Origin of the sequence: Bradyrhizobium sp. RD5-C2 (assembly GCF_019972155.1) — a bacterium.
Classification (GTDB): domain Bacteria; phylum Pseudomonadota; class Alphaproteobacteria; order Rhizobiales; family Xanthobacteraceae; genus Bradyrhizobium.
In genome coordinates this window covers 88508-111212 of sequence record NZ_BOVL01000059.1, presented here as the reverse complement: position 1 = coordinate 111212, position 22705 = coordinate 88508, and the positions used below count along the sequence as shown (strand labels likewise).

Here is a 22705-nt window from a genome sequence, read left to right as displayed (position 1 = left end):
CGGCTCGAAGAGCCCCCCCAGCCACTCTCGCGACGTGCGCCCCTCGGTGAACGGCTCGCGGGCCCCTAACCGCTCGGCGAGATCGGCGAAGATGTCGTAGTCGTCGCGGGCGAGGCCGAACGGCTCGGCGATCCGGTGCATCGCGACCATCAAGGGATCGTTGGTGGAATAGCCGATGTCCTCGCGCTCCAGCGTCATGGTCGCAGGCAACACGATGTCGGCGTGGCGCGCGGAGGCGGTCCAGGCGAGCTCATGCACGACCAGCGTGTCGAGCCGCGCAAACGCCTTGCGCAGGCGGTTGAGGTCCTGGTGATGGTGGAACGGATTGCCGCCGGCCCAATAGACGAGGCGGATATCCGGATAGGTTCGCGTCTCGCCGTTGTAGCGATAGGTGGTGCCGGGATTGAGCAGCATGTCGGCGATGCGCGCCACCGGAATGAAGTCGGCGACGCCGTTGCGGCCTTGCCCCAGCGTCGGTCCGGGTACCGCGTTGACGCGACGCCCGTAATAGCCGATTGCGCCGAGCGAATAGGCGTAGCCGCCGCCGGGCAGCCCAATCTGGCCGAGCGCCGCCGCCAGAACCATGCCCATCCACACCGGCTGCTCGCCATGCTCGGCGCGCTGCAGCGAGTGCGACACGGTGATCAGCGCGCGCCGTCCGGCAAGCCGCCGCGCGAGCGTCCTGATCGTGCCGGCGTCGATGCCGCAGATCGCGGCGGCCCATTCGGCGCTCTTCGGCACACCGTCGCTCTCGCCGGTCAGATAGCGCAGGAACACCGGCCAGCCCTCGGTGTAGCGATCGAGGAACGCCTGGTCGTGCAGGTCCTCGCTGACGAGCGTGTGGACGATGCCGAGCATCAGCGCGGTGTCGGTGCCGGGCAATGCGGTCAGCCATTCGGCGCCGGCCTCGACCGGCAGATCGTCGCGCAGCGGGCTGACCAGGATGAACTGGCAGCCGCGCCGGTGCGCTGCTTCCATCGCACCGCGCTCGACATGCTTGCTGATCGAGCCGCCCGCCACCATGGAGTTCTTCAGCGCCATGCCGCCGAACGCCAGCACGATGTCGGTCTCGGCCGCGATCTGCTCCCAGGTGACGTTGCGCTTGGTGATGTCCTCGTAGCCGGCGAGGATCTGCGGCAGCAGCACCGAGGACGCGCCGGAGGAATAGGTGTTCACCGAACGCACATAGCCGCCGAGTGCGATGTTGAGAAAGCGATGCACCTGGCTCTGCGCGTGATGGAAGCGGCCCGCGCTCGACCAGCCATAGGAGCCGCCGAACACCGCGCCGGGGCCGACCGTGTCGCGGATCCGTCCGAGTTCGCCGCCGAGCAGGTCGAGCGCCTGCTCCCAGCTGACCGAGACGAACTCATCGCGGCCGCGGCGATCGTCGGGACCGGGCCCGCGCTCGAGCCAGCCGCGGCGGATCGCAGGCTGGGCGATGCGCGCCTGATGGCGCAGCGCGCCGGGGAAGTTGTTGATGATGCCGTTCGGATCGGGATCGCCGCCATAGGGCCGGACTTCGAGACCTTGTTGGCCGAGCCGCGCCGAGAACACGCCCCAATGCGAGGTATGCGGCTTGAAACCATCGGACAGATCGAGGTCGGGATCGGGGAAGCCAATGGTCTCGCTCATCGGGTCTCGCTCATCTGTCAGGCCGCGCCTGGTCGCAACGTTCGGGGCAGTATAATGATCCAGCCGGCGCGCGGTACCCGAAAGCACGGCTATCGCCGTGCCGTGCCGGCATGACTGCGCCTAACGGTGGCGGAACTCCCCGCCGCGGGGGCGCGCAGCCAAAATATCGAAAACAACCCCATGCACAGTAAGCGGCTGGCCGCCGGCGCTCGACGTGGCACCTTGACACGTCGGGCAACTCAGGGGTACATTTCCAATATTCCGAAATCGTGCAAGCGCCCCTCGCCCGCAACAACGGGCGCGACGATTGCGCTTGCGACCAAAACCCCTCCCCACAATCGACATCGCACCGGCGCCCGCAGCGAGCGATCGCCTGCGCGTGCCGCGCGCGTTCTGGAGACCATCGACATGACGACTGCACCCGACATCACCGTGCCGACGATGCCCGCCGCAACCGGCCAGAGCCAAGCCACCGCGACGCCGCGCATAAAGCTCTCGCGGCGCGGATACGCGATCGACCATCCCGACCGGAAGCTCGGCGAAGCGCTGATGGCGAACGCGCTGGGCGCCGCCGATCGCGAGGCGATGGACGGCATCCTGCGGCAATTGGTCAAGGCCAGCGTCAGCGGCGGCAAGCCCTGCGAGCTCAACCTCGCCTTCATGATCTCGATGGTGAAGAGCATTGGCCCGCGGGATTCCATCGAGGCCATGCTGGTGGCGCAGATGGTGTCGGTGCATGTGATGGCGATGCGCTGCGCCCATCACCTCGCGCATGCCGACGACCTCGCCCAGCACGACAGCGCTGCGCGGGCGCTCGGCCGGCTCACCCGCACCTTTCCCGCCCAGATCGACGCGCTGACCCGCTACCGCAGCCAGCGCGAGCCCGCCATCACCGTGCAGAATGTGAAGGTGGAGGACGGCGGCAACGCCATCGTCGGCACCATCACCCAGCATGCGAACGTGATCGTCTCGGACCAGACCCCGACCGCCGCGGCGCGGGCACTGAGGCCCGCGGGCGCCGGGCGACGGCATGATGTCGCCGACGCCGGGCGGGACCCACAGGCATGAGTGGTCACATCAGAAATGGGGATATTGTACCCAGTAGCGCGGTGCTAGCATGAGAGAATCGTGCAACCCGGACGGGCGCAAAATGCTGCGACTTTCACTACCGTATGTTTTTGAGTTGGCAGAACAACTTGAAGGACTCTCTCGCCTCCCTGACGCAGACGCGAAGCTCGAGGACATCTACGTCACCCTAATTATCGGCGCAGGTGCGATCAATGGTCTGGCCGGCAGTGTGTATGCGCAATATTTGCGTTCATCGTATCCGCTTTCGCAAACTCTGCTTTCTAAGATCAATGCAGAGACTGCCAAAGGACTAGCGGACAAGGTCGACCGGTGGTCGCTCTGGAATATCAGGAACACTTACAGCCAGTATAAGACCGTTCTGCTAGCTGAATTCGGATCATTCAACACCTACCTAGTGACGCAGCACGGCGGCTACGACATGTATGCGCTGCTGGCAGCGGGAGAGACCATATTCCCCTCGGAACTGGCAATGAAAGTGCCAGAGGCGGTGATCGATGCGCGAGAAGCTGCGCGGGCTTTGGCATACGAGGTTCCTACTGCCTGCGGCTTCCATGCGTTTCGCGTAACGGAATCCGTTCTGCGCAAGTATTACACTCACGTCACGGGCGGCGCCGCTCCGCCCAAGGTCAGGAACATTGGCGTGTATCTGAATGCCTTGAAGCAGTCGAAGAAGGGCGATGAAAAAATTCTCGCGGCGCTAAAGCAGATGACCGATTTGCACCGTAACCCGCTTATCCATCCTGAGGTCGTATTGACGACCGAAGAGTCGATTGCAACGCTCGGCATTGCGAGAAGCGTCATTACTGCAATGCTCGCAGTATTGCCGGTGCAACTGCCGACAACCACTACGGCTGTTACGGCCTCAGGGACGTTTCCTTAGATGTCACTATTTCTTTTGAAATCACTCTCGAATAGCTCTCCGCTCTCATCAGCACCAGGCCCCGAGCGATTCGTTTAATCCACTCGGATTGCTTTCTGTCAGTCAGCTTAGGGTTTTGCTTTTCTGGCGCGCCTGCTTTTGGGCCAATGGCCGCGCTTGAAGATGCTATAATACCCTCAACGGTGTTAATGGTGATGAGCCGGTCGGCTTCGCGGCGCGACAGGCGCCGAAGATCGCGGGCTCCGGGCGACGGCGCTATTCCGCAGATGCGAGGCGGGACGCACAGGCATGAACGATCACATCAGAAGCACGGGCCCAATGCTGGCAAGCTTGCGCTGTGGCGCCAAGACCCGCCGCGGCGGCGCGTGCCGCGCGCCGGCGGTGCACGGCAAGACGCGCTGCCGCATGCACGGCGGCGCACCGGGATCCGGCGCGCCAAGGGCAAACCAGAACGCGCGCAAGCACGGCTCGTTCACCAGGGATGCGATCGCCGAGCGAAGGCAGATTCAGGTGTTGTTGGGGGAAGCGCGGAGGTTACTCGAAGGGATGAAGTGATTACTACGGTGACGGGGCACCAATTATATGTGCAACTGAGGGATCATCCGAGCATCATCCGCCCCGCGGGCGTTGAACCGAAGCCGCGATTGAGATGGATCGAAGGCACGACAGATATTTGAGTGCCTTGCCACCGTAACTCTGACGAAAGACCACGACCAGTTGTTCGCCGAAGCGACACATCTGTACCGGGTCGGAGAGCCGTGGTGGCCGGTCCGGCAGTTCGAGCAGGCAACGATTAAACCCCCGCAGAATGCACGTTATGAAACCGATGCGTGGCAGGAAACGATCGTCGACTACCTCAAGAGTAACCAAAAAGTCGCGATCGGCAAAGTCGCCATGGAGCTCTCGGCTTCGACAGGGCGCGTATCGGCAGGGCCGAGCAGGACCGGATCATCGCGATCCTTGCACTACTCAGCTGGCAACGGCTGGAAAGAGATTGGAAGGGTCGTCAGTGGTGGGCAAAAAATTGCACCGCAAGCCATCTTTGGTCGGCTGGGTTCACCTTCCAGTATTTGCTCTCGTTGAGTTCAGCTCTCTAATGCTGCCACGAAGCAAGGATTAAAGCCTTACAGGCTCGCCATTGATAAACACGTAATTTCAGGCCACAATCTGTAGTGATATTGGTACCGCCATGCCGTGGAGGGTGCAGGCAATGAGATGGTCCAAATCTTTCATTTCTGCAGCACTTATATCGTTCATTGGCTTTTCGGCCTTCGCGGAGCCTCCAAACGTTGGGCTGCATGGAGATCAAGCAGGCAACGTCAAAGACTGGCAAGAGCTAATCATCGATGATGGATTTACGCGCGCGTTTTGGACAAGATTCAAATCATTCGATGACGACGTGCATAATGCTGCCAAACAGAACAACGGAGTTCTGTTCTTTATTTTGGTCGACCACAACGAAAATACTACGGAGCGCATCGTAAAGATATTCAAGCCGCTCGCCACAGGTCCAGATTTTAGGCGGACACTTATCGTTAGCCTAGCTTCGTCACCCGATGTCTTGTTACCGGGCGCCGATGGCCACAAATCCGTTTACGGATATGCATTTGCACATCGGGGGAAGGATGGAATGATCTATAGAGCCATTGCAACCGATACCTTCTACAAGGTCGCCATGTCGGAAGCGATGAAGGTAAGGGAAATACAAGCAATTCGACAGGAGCGAGTGAAGGAGCAGGGCCGCGTGATAGATGATGAGCGTGCAAAGTGGCAGGCTCATCTCGAACGAGTCAAACAGCAGGAAGACATCGAGTCGCTGCGCCGAATGCTTGAGGGATCATACAAAGCAGGTGTCGGCGAGCCAACTCCCCCAGTCGATACTCGGCACTGGATGTACCTTGGACCGCCTAATTCAGCGCCGGGCTCCCCGTTTGTTCTTAGAGACGTTATTGAGCTGCCTCAACGCCCCTAACTAAGTCCATCGAGTGCCGGGTAGAGAGATATTGGTTCCAGCCATCATTACCGTTTAGGAGGAGCCACAGCCACCATGCGATGCATCAAATTTGTGGGCACAATGATTTCGCTGCTCATCGCTGCACTTTCTCCAACCCGTGCCGCAGAGCCTTATCGATTCACCGTCAACTCTCAATGTCCGTTCAGCAATCCGGCCAACTCTTGGAGGGATTACTTGTATGGCAAATTCAAGACTGAGAACTGGCTCGGTGCCGCTCCTCAAGTAACGAATCCGAAAAAGTACTCCGGGGTTGCAAGCGTTCAATTTCGAACAGCAAATGATATCAATGATCGCATTGCACTACCGGGAATTGATCCGGCGGCCTGCTACGGAATTTCGTATATTAGAAGCAGCCCGGACTTCCCCGACGGTTACCAGAGCATGCAAGCATGGAGCTACGGACATCCCAATATTCAGCCGAGTGATGCCCACATAATGAACGGGTTACCGGGCGATCCACGCAAATATGAGATCAACGTCAATGGCCTAATCCTCCGGTATGACGAAGGTGGTCGGGTATTCAATCTTAGAGGCGAATTCGTTGGGACGCTTCTCTGTTACCGATCAAATGAATGCGAACGATACAGATATACAAAGCCGGCGCCTGCTTCTACGCAGACTAAACCCTGTCCGGGCAAATCATGGACTGACGTTTCGTTTGAAATAGCGAAACGTATTCCCATGGAGACGGGAGCGAACGTTTTGAAGGGGTTGAGTTTACCCTGCTTTGTAAAGAGCCCATCGTTGCCTCCGGCTGAGGACATACAAGCCGCGCTTGAACAGTATCTTAGCTCAAACGGCAGCGACGAGTTGGATACGCTTTATAGTACCTTGGAAGGGGCGATTGGGTACGCCCATACGTCCGTCTCTAACGCGCCTAACTATGCGGTTCTGGGCAGCGTTTGGATAGCAGTCGCAAAGGAGGAGGCGGCTCGTAGAGTGGAGGCTTGGGACAAGCTCGTGTACGCCCTCACAACCGTAGTTGACGGTATAGCGGGGTATGAAGATCAAATCCGAGCCGCGGTGGATTCTAACTACACGGAAGTGGGACCGTCACCCAAAGGCGGTTGGTCTCATAAACGAAAAAGCGATGGAGCATGGCATGACCCATCGAGCACCGAAAACGCAGCTATCGACATACGTGTAACGGATGTGGCCAATACGGCCTCAAAATCTATATCCGGCAATGCCGCCTTGAATAGTCTTAAGGAGATTGGAGCCCAATGGCGTTGTTTAGGAGAGACCAATCCATTGGTCATCCCGGATGCGGAGTCCGAAGAAATCCGGGCGGAGGTCTCGTTTATTCTCAAACAACTGCTAACGAAGGTAGGTCTTACGGAAATTGAAGTTCAATCCGACCCCAAGATAGGCCTAGGAGCAACAGTGTGGCGATCTGGCGAGTTGCACGGAACGATGCTGATAGTTCCGGGCGAATGGGACATTCCCGCGCTTTGGTCGAAAGTTTATTCGTTTTACTGCAAGAAATGTACGGGCGGTGGAACCGACAATCTGAGAAATCCTGGCGAACGCATCGCGCAAGGAGTGCTTGTTGAGGTCTTAGTTGAGAGCGAACGAGTCCCGATCTATTTTGAATTGTTTCCGAGAGGAGAAAGTGCAGCGTATGTTTTTTCAATTACTGGACCACTGAAAGCCGGCAAGGTAGTCGAGGCGGCTGATGCGAAGGTCCACACGGTAATTGAGGCGCTAGAATAAGCTATCATGCCTGTCGGTGGAACCAAGGATGACCGATGCTGACTTCCTAACGAGGGTCTAGAGATTTTTGAGATCCTCTATGGGAAAGTCATCCGGGCCAGCATTGTGATCCATGATCGCATTGACGTAGGAACTGCGTCGCGCCTCTTTCGCACTCATGCCCGACTGCTTTGGCCTGAAAGAAGCTAGTCGAGGATGACGACACGGACGAGGCGGGATGACTACGATGCAAATAGTGAGTGCACTGCCACTGTAGTGACGATGTCGCCGGATTCAGCGTTGCGGGAGACGCAGAAGCCCCCGCGAGCGGCGTGACGCCGCACCTTGACGTCCGACCGGTCAAGATCATAGATGACATTCAACATATAAAACCGACCCGACGCCCGGCCGATCTCGCGTCCCGGCCACCCCGGTTCGCACGAAGGGCGCGACAGGAGCACCATGCGTCGAATTGTTGTGACGGGCCTGGGGACGGTGTCCCCGCTGGGCTGTGGCACCGAACTGGTCTGGTCGAGGCTGCTGGCGGGGCGGTCCGGGCTCACTGCATTGCCGGCTTGGGCGGCGGCGCTGCCGGGGCGGGTCGCGGGACAGGTGCCTGGCAAGGCCGCCGATGCTGAGGGCGGGTTCGATCCTGATCTGGCGGCGCCGCGCAAGGACCAGAAGAAGATGGACCGGTTCATCCTGTTCGCGCTGCTCGCAGCAAGCGAGGCCGTGGCGCAGGCCGGCTGGATGCCGAGCGAGGCGCAGGCGCGCACCGCGACGGTGATCGCATCCGGGATCGGCGGGTTTCCCGCGATCGCGGACGCCGTGCGCACCGCGGAGACGAGCGGGCTGCGCCGGCTGTCGCCGTTCACCGTTCCCTCCTTCCTGGCCAATCTCGCGGCCGGGCACATCACCATCCGCTACGGCTACAAGGGGCCGATCGGCGCGCCGGTGACCGCGTGCGCGGCGAGCGTGCAGGCGATCGGCGACGGCGCGCGGCTGATCAGGGCGGGCGAGGCTGATGTTGCGATCTGCGGCGGCGCGGAGGCCTGTATCGACCCCGTAGCCCTCGGCGGCTTTGCGGCGGCGCGGGCGCTGTCGACCTCGTTCAACGACACGCCGGCGCTGGCGTCGCGGCCGTTCGACCGCGACCGCGACGGCTTTGTGATGGGCGAAGGCGCCGGCGTGCTCGTGATCGAGGAGCTCGACCACGCGCTGCGGCGCGGCGCGAAGCCGATCGCCGAGCTCACCGGCTACGGCACGACCGCGGACGCCTATCACATCACCGCGGGTCCCGAGGACGGCGACGGCGCGCGACGGGCCATGGAAGCGGCACTGCGGCAGGCCGAGTTGCCTCCCGGTGAGATCCAGCATCTCAACGCGCATTCGACCTCGACGCCGGTCGGCGATCTCTCCGAGCTCGAGGCCATCAAGCGCGTGTTCGGGCGCGAGGGAGGCGTTGCCGTCAGCGCGACCAAGTCGGCGACCGGACACCTGCTTGGCGCTGCCGGCGGCGTCGAGGCGATCTTCACCATCCTGGCGCTGCGCGATCAGGTCGCGCCGCCGACGCTCAACCTGGAGAATGCCGATCCGGCCGCGCAGGGCATCGACCTCGTCGCCACCATCGCGCGGCCGATGGCCATCGAACACGCGATCTCGAACGGCTTTGGATTTGGCGGCGTCAACGCCAGCCTGGTGTTTCGACGCTGGTCCTGAACCGTTGGCGCGGCTTGCCGGACGGCGGCTACTGCGAGGCGGTCACGCTTTCCTTCTTCGCACAAGCGGACAGATCGAAGTCGAGCTCGGCCTCGTCCTGGCGGAGCTCGAGCTCGGCGCCGCGCTTCGGCGCGCAAGGACCGGATGCGGTGCTGGCGCTCACCGAAACCAGCGAATCCCGCTTGACCTTGCCGAGGATGTAATAGCCGCCCGCATCGCTCGCCGTGGTGCGCGTCGATCCATCCTCATTGCGCAGCGTGATCTCGACGCCCTGCTGCGGCCCGCCCGATGCTGCTACGACCTGCCCCGCAATCAGCAGGCTGCGATCCGCGGCAACCGCGTTGCCGGTCGGCCGCAGCCCCTGCATGGCGCCGATCTCGAGGATGTCCCCCGGCTCCGCGTCGATCAGCCTGATCTCGACGGAGCGGATTTTTCCAAGCGCCAGCGGCAGAACGCGCCACTTCTCGAAGCCCGGCTTCCAGAGAAAATCGTGCTGCGCGACGGTCACCGCGTGCCATTTGCCGTCGCGCTCGAACGGCTTGATCCATCGCCCGGTGTCGGCATCCTCCGGCGGCCTTGTGCCGGAGCCTTCGGCGACCGAAACCATCGCGCCGGCTTCGGTGCGCCAGACGAGCGCCAGCTTTGCTTTCGCGATCCTGCCGTCGTCCCTGTGGATCCGGTAGGACCAGGACAAATGCGTGATGTTGAAAAGCTTGAGGTCGCCGGGCACCAATGTGAGCGAGGCTTCGCGCGACGCTGCCGTGAGCTTCGCATAGGCGGGCGGCGCCTCGGACGCCTGACCGGCCGAAGCCTGCCATTGGTACGTGCCGCCCGCGACCTTCGTTTCGCCCGATCGTTCCAGCGGCAGCCTGTTGAAGAATGTCGTGGGCGTGTTGTCGTCGACGATCGTGATGCTCTCGCGGCCGGTTGCGTCGGCGGGGTTTCGCGTGAAGGACGTGATCGGCTTGCCGTCGATCGAGACGGTCGCGCGATCGGCGTTCGGGACGTAGATCGTGATGCCGTGCAGATCGCGGGTGCCGGCGTTCGGGTCCGGCAGCTTCTCCTGCAGGACCTTGTCGACGAACGACGAGATGTCGACGGCGGAGGTGTCCGGATTCACCGCGACGTGCTCTGCGATCTGGGAATGCACGATCCGGTAGTTCGACCAGACCGCGCTCGGCGGCACCCACACGCGCTTTGCTTCCGGCAGCTCGCCGGTCGGGTTGTAGTAGTCAAGTGCGAGGTTGCGAAACTCCTGCATGGCCACCGGAGGGAAAGGCGCTTCCGATGTCGCCGTGAACGTCGGGTCGAAACGGACGGTGCCGAAATGGGTATACCAATGGTGCTGAACCGAGGCGCCCTTGGCAATGAGATGCCGGCCAAGCGCGATCTGGCCCCCCGCGGTGGATCCCTGTGACGCTTCGCGACAATAGATGCTCACCGTACAGACATAGGCCTTGAGATCGAAGTCCTCGAGCCGGGGATCAAGCTTCGCGAGCGCGGCTTTCGACGCGTCAATCGTTTCACTGGTCACATCGCCAAAGCTGACGTGGCTCTTCGCAAGCGCGTAGAATCCCGGGAAGACCGAAGCGAGCGGGGCGACGCCCCGGTGGAATGACCACGTCTCGCTTGGGTCACCGTTCCAGATTGACGTGACGCTTCGGAATCCCGTCTGCTTCAGGATGTCGGCATAATAGCCGTGCGTGCCCGCCGCTCCCGCCAGCCCCATCGACTCCTGCCGGACGTCTGCGCCAAGCTTGTAATCCGGCTTGTAGTGCGGCCCTGGTCCCTCGAATGACGGGTGATAGCTCAGACCGCCATGCGAGGTGAACGACGAGGGGCGGATGTTGAGAAGATCGACCAGGTTCTTCTCGGCCAGCACCGACCAGCGGCTGAAATTGTCGCGCTCGATCGCGACCAGGTTGACGGCACAGGAATCGCCGCACGAACCCGACTTGATGCGCAGCCCCGTCAAGGCCGGAAACGGGCCGTCCCGCCCCGGCATGACGCCGACCGGCCAGGGTTCATTCAGGATGATGGTGACCGAGGTGGGCGCTGCCGACGGCGCCTTGCCTGAACTCATCCGAAAGCGTGCCGTGGTCTCGGCGGGAAACACATAGGTCGCGCCGTCGGCGAATTGCGCCTCGACGACCAGGTCAGCCGGCGGATCGCGGTCGAAGATCATCCGCAATTGCTGGTATCCGCGCGCGTCCTTGCCGCCAACCACTTCGAACGCGCGCATCCACTCGCCGGCCCCCTTCAGGTCCAGCGAGATTCCGCCGACCGAGAGCGGCAATGGCTCCGGCAAGACGCGCCGAAACTGCGGGAGCATGTCGTCGGACCATGAATGGATCGTATCGATGTTGCCGCGATGCCATTGCCGAAGCAGCAAGCCGTAAACGGAATGCCGCCCGACACGCGACGGCTGCGTGCTCAGACCGATGTAGGATTTGAACAGCGCGCTGACGTTGTCGCCACCGGTGGAGCTGCTGATCCAGAAGCTGTCGGTGATGGGAAGCCCGAGCTCTTCGTTGAGGTAGCGGTGGATCGCATGTCCCTCCCACGGCGTCTGATAGTCGACGTCGCTCGAGAACGTGATCATATTGCCGAACGGGTAAGGCAGCGGGCGGATATCCGCGGCAAGGAATTGCGCAGCAAAAGACGACGAGCCGGCGGCGATCAAGACAAGGCCTATGGCCAGCGCCCGACGCATCATTTGGTGATTCCGGAACGCGGCCTGGACAGCATCGCGGCGAGCTGGTCCGCGAAATGATACGCCAACCATTGATGTCCGCGAACCGAATAATGGGCATCGTGCTGATACGTCAGGTTCTCTTCCGCCGGCGGTATCGGGGGTTGCACGCAGTCGATCGACGCCTGCTCGCACAGCCTGGCGAAGTTCTCGAGCAGTTGCGCGGTGCCCTTGCGGACGGTGCGACCATCCGGCATCGCGAACGTTCCGTCGCAATTGTTGCTGCGGCGGCAGACAGCCTGATCATGACCGGTCGTCAGGACGAACCGCGTCTTTGGATAATCGGTGCTCAGCTTCCTTGTGATGGCCGCGAACAGATCGAACGATGCCTTGGCCTCAGGCGCAAAATCCGCATAGGGAATACTGAAGCTCTCGAAGATGCCGAGGCCCTTGATCAGCTGCTCGTTGGTCGGGGCGACGGCGTCCAGCGCCCAGCTCGGATCCCATGGCCGGAATGTCAACGCGCCGTTGGCGCCGAGATCAAAGTCGTCGAGCACGTTGTGCTCATAGCTCCATCCGAGCGTGCTCTTCAGAATCCTGGGGTTCATCTGCGTCGCGAGCCCGCTCATCTGCTCGATGAGAACGACGTCCGGGTCGAACTTCATGATGTAGTCGCGGATGACGCGGTAGTTGGCCGCAAGATCGCCATTGTCACGCCCGGCGGAAATGACCTCGACGCAGCGACCCAGACGCCGTCCGAGTTCACCCTCGAGCACCACGTTGAATTTCTCGGTGGCCTTGACCTGCAATGCGACGAACGTGCTGCCGCCGACTGCTGCAATGCGGAGACAGCGGTCGCGGTTATCCAATGCGCGATCGCGGTCGAGGTGTCCGAAATTGTTGGCGAAGGCCCGGCCGGCAAACTCGCGGGGAAATCCCGGACCGCCCGGCCATACTGTGCGGCGGTGCTTCGCGTAGTGGAAGATGGTCAGATTCTTCTGGTCGTCGACGTCGAACTCGGACTTGATGTCCGTTTCCGCGGCGTTCGGTTCCTTGCGGCCGGGGTTGTCGAACTCCGGGCGGACCGGAACGTCCACCACCATGGCGCCGGACAGCGGGCGAAACCAGCGTCCGAGCGACGCATAATAGTCCTCATCCGCAAACCGGTACCGCAACGATGCCGCAAGGCGCGTCGGGACATCCGAAAATGCAAAACTGCCATCGAGCCCAAGCTCGGTCGATCGCGTCTGATTGTCTTCAAGGACGAGTTCGATGCGTTGCCCGGCGGTGGCCAGTCCACCAACGACCTTCCCGGAGATATTCGAGGCCGCGGCGTCGGATGTCGCGGTATCCGATGCGGTCAAGGCGAGGCGTCGAATGGCAAGCTCGCCTGGCCCGGCGCCATCCAGAATGACGACCCATGACCTGACGCTGTGTCCCGAAGCGCCAGCGAGCACCGTTCTCACCGATCTCGGCAAGGGTGCGACGTAGCGGCCGTTGCCGGCCCCCCGCAATTGCCCGGGCGTGCCGGCCTTCTCGACAGGTCCGGCGAGATCTGACGGAACATCTGCCGGCTTGAGGGCGGGATCCGGCGGCATATCCGGACCCAGACGCACCGACCATCCGGTGAAGGTGTAATCATCGAGGATCAGGCCGACGGTGAGGGTTCCGGCCCGGATGGTATCGCTGTCGAGTTCGACCTCGATCTGCTTGGCGTTGATCGCAGGAGTGTTGTCCGGCGACCAGGCCAGCCACGACTTGCGCGCGGTCGTGGTCAGGACCGCGGATTTCACTCCGATCGGCCCGCTACGTTTTTGCGTCAGCGTGCCGCCGTAGACTTCGAGGAGGCCGGCCTTCTGATAGACATCGACGTCGTTCAAAAATGCCCATTCACCGAGCTGATGCGCGCTTCCCTGGATAGCATTCGACGACGCGGAGTCCGCGGTATCCGTCCTCAAGTCTGATAGGTGTTCGCGAAGGTCCGAGATCTCGTCCTTGATCTCCGCGCTCTGCTTTGACTGCGCTGCTTGAATGGCGGCCAGCTCAGAAGCCCGCTTCGCATGCTCGGCCTGGAGGTTGGCGAGCACGGCCGACTGTCTCAACTGCTCCCCCGGCATCGCCTTCAGGATGCTCACGTAGTAGCGCAGTTTCGGGTACACGCGCGGACCGATGACAGCGACGCCCGCGACTGCGGCGACCAGCAGAACGATGACCGTCCGCGCCTTCCACGAGCGCAAACCTCTGGATGGGAGCTCCGCCAATTAACCGGTCCTTTGAGATTGAAATTAGCGGAGGGTCTTCGGGTCGAGGTTGGTCGCTGTGACGCTGATATCGGTCCCTTCCCGCTTGAAGGACACTGTTCCAATCCTGACCATCCCGCCGTAGTTGGGGCGCGCGTATTCGTCCATGCTTGTCACGAGCGCGAAGATGACCTCGACAGTCGAAAAACTCCGATAGCGCTCGTCGTTCAACAGCTCGGAGACGTAGCGCTTTCCCGTTTCGACCAAGGTCGAATTGACATCATCGGCGGGCAAAGCGCGCAGCTTGTCGCGATCCGGCTGCAGGTTCAGCAGCATCAGCAACCGTTCGCCGCGCGGCGCGGCGACGATATTGCTCCGCGCAACGTCGAGCGCTTTCGGCGCCTCAGCGGAGACGCCGGACATTGGAAGAGCGACGAAAAACGTCATCAGGCAGGCGAGTAGCGGCTTCCACATACGCTTGGTCCACACCAGTTTGGCGTGGGGTAACAGACTTAAAATCTCAAGTCTACATATATGGGGTGGGGCTTACCAAACCCGCGCTTTCACTTGGTTAAATGGCGGACGGGACACCACGCCTCACGCCTTCGCCACGCTCGCATCGATCACGAGCTTGGCCACCGCGAGCGCCGACTGCGCCGGCCCCTCCTCCGACTGCTGGCCGGTGACGTAGATGCCTTCGATCAGCAGCAGCAGCGCATCGCCGAGCACCGCGGGGTGACGCGCGCCCATGCCGGCTGCGAGCTCGCGCAGGCGTTTGCGAAACACCTTCTTGTGCGCTTCGGCGACCTGCCGCGCGGGATTGTCCCGCGCCGGATATTCCACCGTCGCGTTGGTGAGGCCGCAGCCGCGATAGCCTTCGGCCACGGCGTTGGCCGACAGCACGCGGATATAGGCCAGCACATGCTCGCGCGGATCGCTGTATGATTTGCCGCCGGGCTTCTCGAACTTCTCCCAGAAGTTCGCCTCGTAGTCGCGCATGTAGGCGGCCGCGAGATCGTCCTTGGAGGCGAAGCTGCGATAGAGGCTCGGCTTGGTGACGCCGGCGCGGTCGACCACCTCGTCGACGCCGACGGCGCGGATGCCCTCGCGATAGAACAGCTCGGCCGCGGAGGCGCGGATCCGGTCGGCGGCGCGGACCGGGCGCTCCGCCGACGGTTCGACTGATTTCTTCATGGCAGCCATCCGGATCCTCCCAGCGCGACACGCTTGACAATGTTACTTACCGGTACGTATACACGGCCCATCGCAATACGTACCGGTAAGTAACATGCCAGACACCCCCATTCAAGCCGCCCCCACCTCGAGACGGCCGTTCGGCCAGAATTACGCGTTCGTCGTCGTCGCCGTGATCTTCCTTGCGCTGCTCGCGTCAGCCGGCCTGCGTTCAACGCCGGGCGTGCTGATGCTGCCCCTGCAAAAAGCCTTCGGCTGGGACGTCGGCGTGATCTCCTCATCCGCCGCGGTCGGCATCTTCCTCTACGGCCTCGCCGGCCCGTTCGCCGCGGCCGTGATGCAGCGCTTCGGCATCCGCCGCACGGTGCTGGGCGCGCTGGTGCTGATGTCGGCCTCGACCGGCATGAGCTATTTCATGACCGCGCCGTGGCAATTGTTCATGAGCTGGGGACTGCTCTCCGGCATCGGCTCGGGTGCCGTCGCCAACGTGCTCGGCGCCACCATCGTCAATCGCTGGTTCACCACCAATCGCGGCCTCGTCATGGGGCTGCTGACGGCAAGCACCGCGACCGGCACGCTCATCTTCATGCCGGGCCTCGCGGCGCTGGTGGAATGGGGCGGCTGGCAGCCGGTGTTGCTGACGGTGGCCGCGTGCTGCGCGGCGCTGATTCCGCTGGTGTATTTTCTGGTGCCCGAGCGGCCCGCCTCGGTCGGCCTGCGCTCGTACGGCAGCCAGCATGCCGATCATGCCGCGCCGCCGGCGCAAGGCAATCCGTTCACCGCCGCATTCAGCAACCTGGCGCGCGCGGCGAAGACGCGGGCGTTCTGGTTCCTGTTCGCCACCTTCTTCATCTGCGGCTTCACCACCAACGGCCTGGTCGGCACCCATCTGATCGCGTTCTGCGGCGACCATGGCATCGTCGAGGTGCAGGCGGCGAGCCTGCTCGCGCTGATGGGGTTCTTCGACCTGTTCGGCACCACACTGTCGGGCTGGCTCACCGACCGTTTCGATCCGCGCAAGTTGCTGTTTCTGTATTACGGACTGCGCGGCCTGTCGCTGATCTACCTGCCCTACTCGGATTTCTCGCTGGTCAGCCTGTCGGTATTCGCGGTGTTCTATGGTCTCGACTGGATCGCGACCGTGCCGCCGACCGTGCGCATCGCCAACGAGGCGTTCGGCGACAAGAACGCGCCGCTGGTGTTCGGCTGGGTGGTCGCAGGCCATCAGCTCGGCGCCGCCTGCGCCGCGTTCTTCGCCGGCTTCGTGCGCTCGGCCCAGGGCGATTATCTGCAGGCCTTCATGATCGCAGGCTTGACCGGCATTGTGGCGGCCGTGCTGTCACTGATGATCACGCGACGGCCGGCGCAACCGGTCCTCGTCGCGGCGTGAGCAGGCGCCGATTGAGAAGCAGCCCGGCTGTCCGGCGGACGCGCAGGTCGCCCATTGCGAGTGGGAGTCCCCCGTCCGCCGGTTGGCTTCGAGGCAAAGCAGATATCAAACGGCTTGCAGACGGCAGGCCGGCCAAGGACCACCCGTTTGAGCCCGACTATTGCCCGACTATTCCTGGGACCCGTTGCGCAACCGAGGGCAATCTGCCAATTTTCAGCCTTTCATGGACGGGCGATCCACATCGCGGGGCATCTGACATGTCTGGTCACGTGAGGGCCAAGACCTGAGGCTATTTCACCCGCTTGTTGCAACTGCTTTTGGAACCCCGGATCGGACCTGGAGCGTTTGAAGAAGTCGGATGCCCGATACAGGCGAACCTCAAAAATCCAATTCGAACGCCTTGCAGCTCGCCTTCGCGCAGGCTGTCGCGCTGCATCAGCGGGGGCAGCTGACGGCAGCAGAGAAGATCTACGAAGACATGCTCCGACAGCAACCAGACAACTTCGATGCGCTGCATCTGTTGGGCCTGGTTTCCGCCCAGACCGGCCGCAGCGAGCGCGGCGTTGACCTGATCCGGCGAGCAATCAGGCTCAACGGCAACGTCGCGGACGCGCACAACAACCTCGGCAACACGCTGCGCGATTTGCGTCGCTTCGACGACGCGCTCGCGAGCTTCGACAGGGCGACCGCGCTCAAGCCAAACCTTGCGCCTGCACTCTACAATCGCGGACTTACGCTCGCCGAGCTTGGACGCCACGAGGAGGCGCTCGCAAGCTACGATCGCGTGATCGCGCTCGTGCCCGAGCATGCAGATGCCCATCGAAACAGGGGCGCCGCGCTGAGAAAGCTGGAGCGGCTCGAGGAGGCCCTGGCGAGCCTGGACCGGGCGATCGCGCTGAAGCCCAACGATGGCGGTGCACACAACGATCGTGGCAACGTGCTCAATGACCTCGAAAGGTTCGATGATGCGCTCGCGAGCTACGACCGGGCGCCGGGACTGGCCGGCGCGTGTTACAACCGCGGCAACGTGCTGATCAAACTGGATCGTCTCGAAGAGGCAATTGCAGGTTTCGACAAGGCGATCGCGCTGCGGCCCGACTATGCCGAGGCCTACAACAACCGCGGCACGGCGCTGTTGAAGCTCATGCATCATGAGGCGGCGCTCGCCAGCATCGACAAGGCGATCCAGCACAAGGGCGACGATGCGGCTGCCTACGCCAACCGCGGCAAGGTTCTATCTACTCTGGCGCGCTATGACGAGGCACTCGCTGCCTATGACAGGGCCGTCGCGCTCAAACCGGACCAGGCCGACATCGAAGGCTATCGTCTGCACGCCAAATCCCACATGTGCGACTGGGTCGACTTCGATGCCGAGTGCAGCCAATTGATCGAGTCGATCAGGAAGCGGGACGCGACGACGCCGCCATTCCTGTTTTGTAGCGTTCCTTCATCGGTCACCGACCAACTGCTCTGCGCCACGCGATGGACCGCCAAGAATCATCCTCCGTCTGACAGACAGCGCTGGCGGGGCGAGCGCTACCATCACGATCGAATTCGGATCGGCTATTTCTCGTCGGATTTTTGCAACCACGCGACAGCGGTTTTGATGGCAGGAATGTTCGAGTGCCACGACCGGTCGAAATTCGAGACGGTGGCAATCTCATGGTCGCCCAACGACCCGACGGAGATGCGCCGTCGGCTGGAGGTGTCGTTCGATCGATTTGTCGAGGTCCGGGACATGAACGACGATGAGGTCGCCGACCTGATCAGACGATTGGAAATCGACATCCTGGTTGATTTGAAGGGCTTTACCGCGGGATCCCGCACCAGAGTGCTTGGCCGCCGGCCTGCCCCCATCCAGGTCAATTATCTGGGTTATCCGGGAACGCTTGGTGCCCCGTTCATCGACTACGTCATCGCCGACCGTACCGTGATCCCGGATCATCATCGCGAATTCTACAGCGAAAAGGTGGTCGCCCTGCCCAACAGCTATCAGGCCAACGACGACAACCGGGGCATTGCCGATCGCGTGTTTACGCGCGGCGAGGTCGGGTTGGCACCGACGGGTTTCGTGTTCTGTTGCTTCAACAATAACCACAAGATCACGCCTGACATGTTCGATCGGTGGATGAGGATTCTCGGCCGCGTCGAGGGCAGCATGTTGTGGCTGCTCGAAGGCAACGCCCGCGCCGCCGCAAATCTGCGAAGAGAGGCTGTCACGCGTGGCGTCGCTGCGGAGCGCCTTGTGTTCGCACCGCGCCTGTCGATACCCGACCATCTCGCACGCCATCGCCTCGCCGGCCTGTTCCTCGACAGCACTCCCTACAACGCCCACACGACTGCCAGCGATGCGCTATGGGCCGGCCTGCCGGTGCTGACCATTCTCGGCGACACGTTTGCCAGTCGTGTCGCGGCGAGCTTGCTCCATGCGATCGGCCTGCCCGAGCTCATTGCGGAATCGCCGGAGGACTACGAGCGCATGGCGGTCGATCTCGCGACCGATCCTTCGAGGCTCGCTGCGCTCAAGACCAGGCTGGCGGCCAATCGGCTAACGGCACCGTTGTTCGACACCAGGCGGTTCACCCGGCATATCGAGGCCGCCTACACCGCGATGCATGAGCGCCACCGGGCGGGCATGGCACCAGACCATATCGTCGTCCCGGCGTGATCGTTGCTGCGTCCTGCCCTACTCGGACTTCTCGCTGGTCAGCCTGTCGGTGTTCGCAGTGTTCTATGGGCTCGACTGGATCGCGACCGTGCCGCCGACCGTGCGCATCGACGAGGCGTTCGGCCACAAGAACGCACCGCTGGTGTTCGGCTGGGTGGTGGCAGGCCATCAGTTCGGCGCCGCCTGCGCCACGTTCTTCGCCGACTTCATGCGCTCGGCGCAGGGCGATTATCTGCAGGCCTTCATGATCGCCGGCGTCACGGGCATCGTCGCGGCCGTCCTGTCACTGATGATCACCCGGCGGCCGGCGCGAGCCGTGCTCGCCGCGGCGTGAGGATGTGCTGGAAGGACCAAGCGCAACTGAAACCATCAATCGTGACGGAACTATTGGCCGCAGTCAGCATTGCTCACCATCAAGTTACGGGAAGGCAACGTCATGCATCTCTCCAATCAAGGTCTGCTCGTCATCCTCGTGGTCGGCGTCGTGGCTGGTTGGTTAGCAGGCAGGCTCATGGCGGGCGGCGGCTTTGGCCTGATCGGTGACCTGCTCGTCGGTCTGGTCGGTGCGTTCATCGGTGACTGGCTCATGCCGCAACTCGGTATCCACCTTGGCGTCGGCATCGTTGCACTGATCGTCAACGCCTTCATCGGAGCCGTTGTGCTTCTGCTGATCCTGCGATTGGTCGGGGGCGGTTTTGGCGGCAGGCGCCGCTGGATTTGACAATGCTTGCTGGCGACGGGCTCGCGCGATCCTGAGCTGCCATGCCCCCTCCGTGGACTTGGTGGCTGGGAGAGCGATAGCGAACGCCCCGCTCAAAATCATATCGTGAGACGGGCTATTCTTTGGGAACAATACGAAGCAGCGAACCTTGCCTTTTCAGAAATGATCGCAAGAGTTGACCCAATGAACATTCTTCCTGTTGATCGCGCGCTAAGGATATACGGCGTGCTCGCCGACCGTTGCGAGACGAAGGGATCCCGTGAACAGCTTTCCCGATATCTGATGAAACTGTACATCGCTGGCGAGAGGGACCAGCACCGATTAACAGTGCACGGCATGTCGTACCTTCGCGACCTGGATCGGAGGATCGATTCCAGCAATTGAACGCGGAATTTGCTGGCGGCGACTAGCGCTTCTGTGCAGCACGCTGTGTCCGCAGGGAATTACGCCGCGTGATCCTGGCGATCGCAGCGCGGACGGCGTCTGCCCTGGTTTTTTGTTTCTTCAGTGGTGGCGTCTTCTGTTGTTCGCCGGCCGTTGGCGTCATCGCCAGCTGGTGAGTTGGCGCTGTCGAGCTATGCTCGGTAGGCTGCATGCTCATTGGGCCAGCAGATGGTGATTTAAGCATCGGCATAAGGGATAACTCCTCCCGTGGAGTTAGTTTCAAAGGCCCCCAGGTTAAATGCGGAGGATCGCACTAGCTGAGTTTGGACAACACGCGCGTCTTGAACGCGTGTCGCGGCTATCTTCATCTGTTGCAAGTGACGTATCCCGGCGCCGACAATGGCGCATTTCTCACACACAGCTCACCCGCTCAGATCAGGCAGGAGCATGAAGCGCTCTCAGTCATCCGTTCGATGATGACCCTTCAATGATCCAGCGACCCGACCGTTCCAAGCCCGGGCGATTCTGATCACTTCGGCGGTTGAAGCTCGGAGGATCGTAGCCATTCGGTCAGATGCGATCCGGTTTCAGCCTGTCTGGCCTTCTTCAAAAGGGCTTCCCGGTCACGCCCAGGTGCGAGGACGTCAGCTTGTAGGCGGAGGCGCTGTGCCTCATCGGCCAGGCGGATCTCAAGCGATTGGGTCTGCTTAAATCGGTTTCGTTTCGTAGCCATTGCGCGGTTCCCTGTTTCTGTTGGGCGGGAGCGCAAAGCGGGCGTTCTCATCACCGATATAAGCCACGGGCCGGGCGGTGATGGGACATAAATTGCCAGACAGCCAAGGATGCGTTCTATATCGCACGTTATACTGTGGACCCTTATTCACCCACGTGAGAACCAAGGCAGCTGAAAAAATAATGCGAGACTAAAGTCTCTCTGGAGATAGGTCATAGCAGCTGCGTTGAAGGAGCGACAAAAATAGGCCCGGCTTCCGCCGGGCCTATTTCTATTCGTTACTTCTGCTGCTGGCTCTTGGAGTGCGCCTCATCACTGTGCTGATGGGCGGTCTGCGAATGCTGCTTGGCAGCGGAGGCGTGCTCTTTGCCCTTGGCGTGATCGCCCTTGCCGTGATGGTCAGCGGCGGACCGGTGCGCCTTCGCTGCATTCTCGTGGTGTTCTGCAGCCTTGTTATGCTCGTCTCGTGCCATGGTGGTGTCCTTGTCGTTAGCTCCCAGCTGCCACCAAGTCCCCCATGGCGCCAGGGTTCCTCCGTTTAGGGCATCGCACAGAGTATGTTTCTCTCGCTCCAACAGGAGCAACGGCTATGCTGGAGCGATTGGACCCAAACGACGTATCAATATAGGCAGAATGCCGCCCAATCCAAAAAGTCAATCATAGCACCAAAGGCCCGAAGCAGGCGTTTACGCGTCAACGCCGTCTTCAGCAGAAACCACAAGCCTGAAGAGCACCTTTTCCGACGCGTCGGTTACTTCCAGGCTCCAGTCGTGTCCCGGCTTCAGCTGGCCGTCGAGATCCTTCAGGGTCTCCCCCGCCATCGTCGTGGCTTCCTTCCAGGCGGCGTGGCGATCCGAAAGCTCCTCCCCAACCTCGTCGCGGTTGGGGCCGTCATGATAGACATGAAAGAAATACAGCGGCATTTGGTATCCTCTGGCCACGCCTATTACGAAGGCCAACGTCAGCGTATCTGCCTCGTTCCCAACGATGCGCTCGACCGGGAACGAATTTGTCGGCGTTTGGAGCACGAGCGGGATCCATTCAGCCGGAGGATCGAAGAGGAGCATCGAGTACCAGATCAGTTGCTCGAAGAAATTACCCAGCCGGGCCGCCGCGCTGCCTAAGAATGGACAATGGCGCCACCCGTGCCATCAAGTCAGAGCATTGCTCTACGCCCTGCGGCGAGCGGATCGTTCTTTTCCGCTGCGACAACGCGGCCGATCACGACGACGTCTCCCGGGAAGATCAGATGATCTCGGCGCATCTGTCGCCGCTTGCGTAGTGGGTTCGCTGAGTGACGGATCGATTGGTCGAAGCGGCAGCGCCTTTCGAAGAGTCGCCGCTTCGAGCGCGACAAGGAACTGCCTTCCCTCTTCCGTGATTTCCCAGCCCGCATCATCGCACAGCACGAACTTGGCCGAGAAAATATTCAGGTGCGGCGCGTGTTCGGCCAATCGCTTCATGCGATCGGTCCAGTCCTTGCCGCTATTCATCAAGATTGCAACGGCGTGCCGCAGGTCGGCGACGGAGGCTCGCCCGGCAGATTGGCCGGCCAGCACTTTCAAGACGGTCAGTTGGAAGGACACTTCCACGTCTCCGGTCTGGCTGGCCACGGAGTATGGAAGAAATTGGTTAATCGCCAGCCAAGTGCGCGAAA

General features: G+C 61.7%; 18 protein-coding genes and 1 pseudogene. 11 read left to right on the top strand and 8 right to left on the bottom strand.

Annotation, left to right across the window (positions count from 1 at the left end; genetic code table 11):
• On the bottom strand, positions 1–1632 hold a 1632-nt coding region (locus BraRD5C2_RS37700; RefSeq protein WP_223977251.1), incomplete at its 3' end, for a molybdopterin-dependent oxidoreductase.
• 408 nt (positions 1633–2040) lie between these two features.
• Between BraRD5C2_RS37700 and BraRD5C2_RS37695 the strand changes: the two genes are divergently transcribed.
• From BraRD5C2_RS37695 to fabF, 7 genes are all read left to right on the top strand, one after another.
• Positions 2041–2700, top strand: a complete 660-nt coding sequence (locus BraRD5C2_RS37695; protein ID WP_223977249.1) for a hypothetical protein — start codon at positions 2041–2043, stop codon at positions 2698–2700.
• An 82-nt stretch (positions 2701–2782) separates the two neighbouring features.
• Positions 2783–3601, top strand: a complete 819-nt coding sequence (locus tag BraRD5C2_RS37690) for a hypothetical protein (RefSeq protein WP_223977248.1) — start codon at positions 2783–2785, stop codon at positions 3599–3601.
• A 288-nt stretch (positions 3602–3889) separates the two neighbouring features.
• Complete coding sequence (locus BraRD5C2_RS37685) at positions 3890–4156, top strand: HGGxSTG domain-containing protein (protein WP_223977246.1); 267 nt, start codon at positions 3890–3892, stop codon at positions 4154–4156.
• A 162-nt stretch (positions 4157–4318) separates the two neighbouring features.
• Positions 4319–4684: a hypothetical protein gene (locus BraRD5C2_RS37680; protein ID WP_223977244.1), complete on the top strand. Its 366-nt coding sequence runs from the start codon at positions 4319–4321 to the stop codon at positions 4682–4684.
• A 127-nt stretch (positions 4685–4811) separates the two neighbouring features.
• Positions 4812–5573, top strand: a complete 762-nt coding sequence (locus BraRD5C2_RS37675; RefSeq protein WP_223977241.1) for a hypothetical protein — start codon at positions 4812–4814, stop codon at positions 5571–5573.
• A 102-nt stretch (positions 5574–5675) separates the two neighbouring features.
• On the top strand, positions 5676–7328 hold the full coding sequence (locus BraRD5C2_RS37670) for a hypothetical protein (RefSeq protein ID WP_223977239.1): 1653 nt from the start codon (positions 5676–5678) through the stop codon (positions 7326–7328).
• 441 nt (positions 7329–7769) lie between these two features.
• A complete protein-coding gene (fabF, locus tag BraRD5C2_RS37665) occupies positions 7770–9026 on the top strand; it encodes a beta-ketoacyl-ACP synthase II (RefSeq protein ID WP_223977237.1) in 1257 nt (418 codons plus the stop codon).
• Between the two features lie 28 nt (positions 9027–9054).
• Here the strand turns inward: fabF and BraRD5C2_RS37660 are convergent, their stop codons facing one another.
• From BraRD5C2_RS37660 to BraRD5C2_RS37645, 4 genes are all read right to left on the bottom strand, one after another.
• Positions 9055–11742 carry a carboxypeptidase-like regulatory domain-containing protein gene (locus BraRD5C2_RS37660; protein ID WP_223977235.1) on the bottom strand — a complete coding sequence of 896 codons (2688 nt, stop codon included), beginning with the start codon at positions 11740–11742 and terminating at the stop codon, positions 9055–9057.
• On the bottom strand, positions 11739–13979 hold the full coding sequence (locus BraRD5C2_RS37655) for a hypothetical protein (protein ID WP_223977233.1): 2241 nt from the start codon (positions 13977–13979) through the stop codon (positions 11739–11741). Before BraRD5C2_RS37655 ends, BraRD5C2_RS37660 begins: the two co-directional genes overlap by 4 nt.
• 24 nt (positions 13980–14003) lie before the next feature.
• Positions 14004–14432 carry a hypothetical protein gene (locus BraRD5C2_RS37650; RefSeq protein ID WP_223977231.1) on the bottom strand — a complete coding sequence of 143 codons (429 nt, stop codon included), beginning with the start codon at positions 14430–14432 and terminating at the stop codon, positions 14004–14006.
• Positions 14433–14555: 123 nt separating this feature from the next.
• Positions 14556–15152, bottom strand: a complete 597-nt coding sequence (locus BraRD5C2_RS37645; RefSeq protein WP_223977229.1) for a TetR/AcrR family transcriptional regulator — start codon at positions 15150–15152, stop codon at positions 14556–14558.
• Between the two features lie 94 nt (positions 15153–15246).
• Between BraRD5C2_RS37645 and BraRD5C2_RS37640 the strand changes: the two genes are divergently transcribed.
• The 4 genes and pseudogenes from BraRD5C2_RS37640 (at position 15247) to BraRD5C2_RS37625 (ending at position 19931) form a co-directional block, all read left to right on the top strand.
• Positions 15247–16542: an MFS transporter gene (locus BraRD5C2_RS37640; protein WP_223977227.1), complete on the top strand. Its 1296-nt coding sequence runs from the start codon at positions 15247–15249 to the stop codon at positions 16540–16542.
• Between the two features lie 358 nt (positions 16543–16900).
• A complete protein-coding gene (locus BraRD5C2_RS37635; protein WP_223977224.1) occupies positions 16901–19210 on the top strand; it encodes a tetratricopeptide repeat protein in 2310 nt (769 codons plus the stop codon).
• A gap of 13 nt (positions 19211–19223) precedes the next feature.
• Positions 19224–19544 (top strand): annotated as a pseudogene (locus tag BraRD5C2_RS37630) (MFS transporter); the annotation flags it as partial.
• A 102-nt stretch (positions 19545–19646) separates the two neighbouring features.
• Positions 19647–19931, top strand: coding sequence for a GlsB/YeaQ/YmgE family stress response membrane protein (locus BraRD5C2_RS37625; protein ID WP_223977598.1), 285 nt, complete (start codon positions 19647–19649; stop codon positions 19929–19931).
• Between the two features lie 1395 nt (positions 19932–21326).
• On the opposite strand, the gene BraRD5C2_RS37615 is transcribed toward BraRD5C2_RS37625, so the two are convergent.
• The 3 genes from BraRD5C2_RS37615 to BraRD5C2_RS37605 all read right to left on the bottom strand — a co-directional run bounded on the left by BraRD5C2_RS37615 (position 21327) and on the right by BraRD5C2_RS37605 (position 22634).
• Complete coding sequence (locus tag BraRD5C2_RS37615) at positions 21327–21521, bottom strand: hypothetical protein (protein ID WP_223977220.1); 195 nt, start codon at positions 21519–21521, stop codon at positions 21327–21329.
• Positions 21522–21734: 213 nt separating this feature from the next.
• Positions 21735–22115 (bottom strand): DUF6894 family protein, encoded by a 381-nt coding sequence (locus tag BraRD5C2_RS37610; protein WP_223977218.1) that lies wholly within the window; start codon positions 22113–22115, stop codon positions 21735–21737.
• 102 nt (positions 22116–22217) lie between these two features.
• Positions 22218–22634 carry a hypothetical protein gene (locus BraRD5C2_RS37605; protein WP_223977216.1) on the bottom strand — a complete coding sequence of 139 codons (417 nt, stop codon included), beginning with the start codon at positions 22632–22634 and terminating at the stop codon, positions 22218–22220.
• Between the last annotated feature and the right edge of the window lie 71 nt (positions 22635–22705).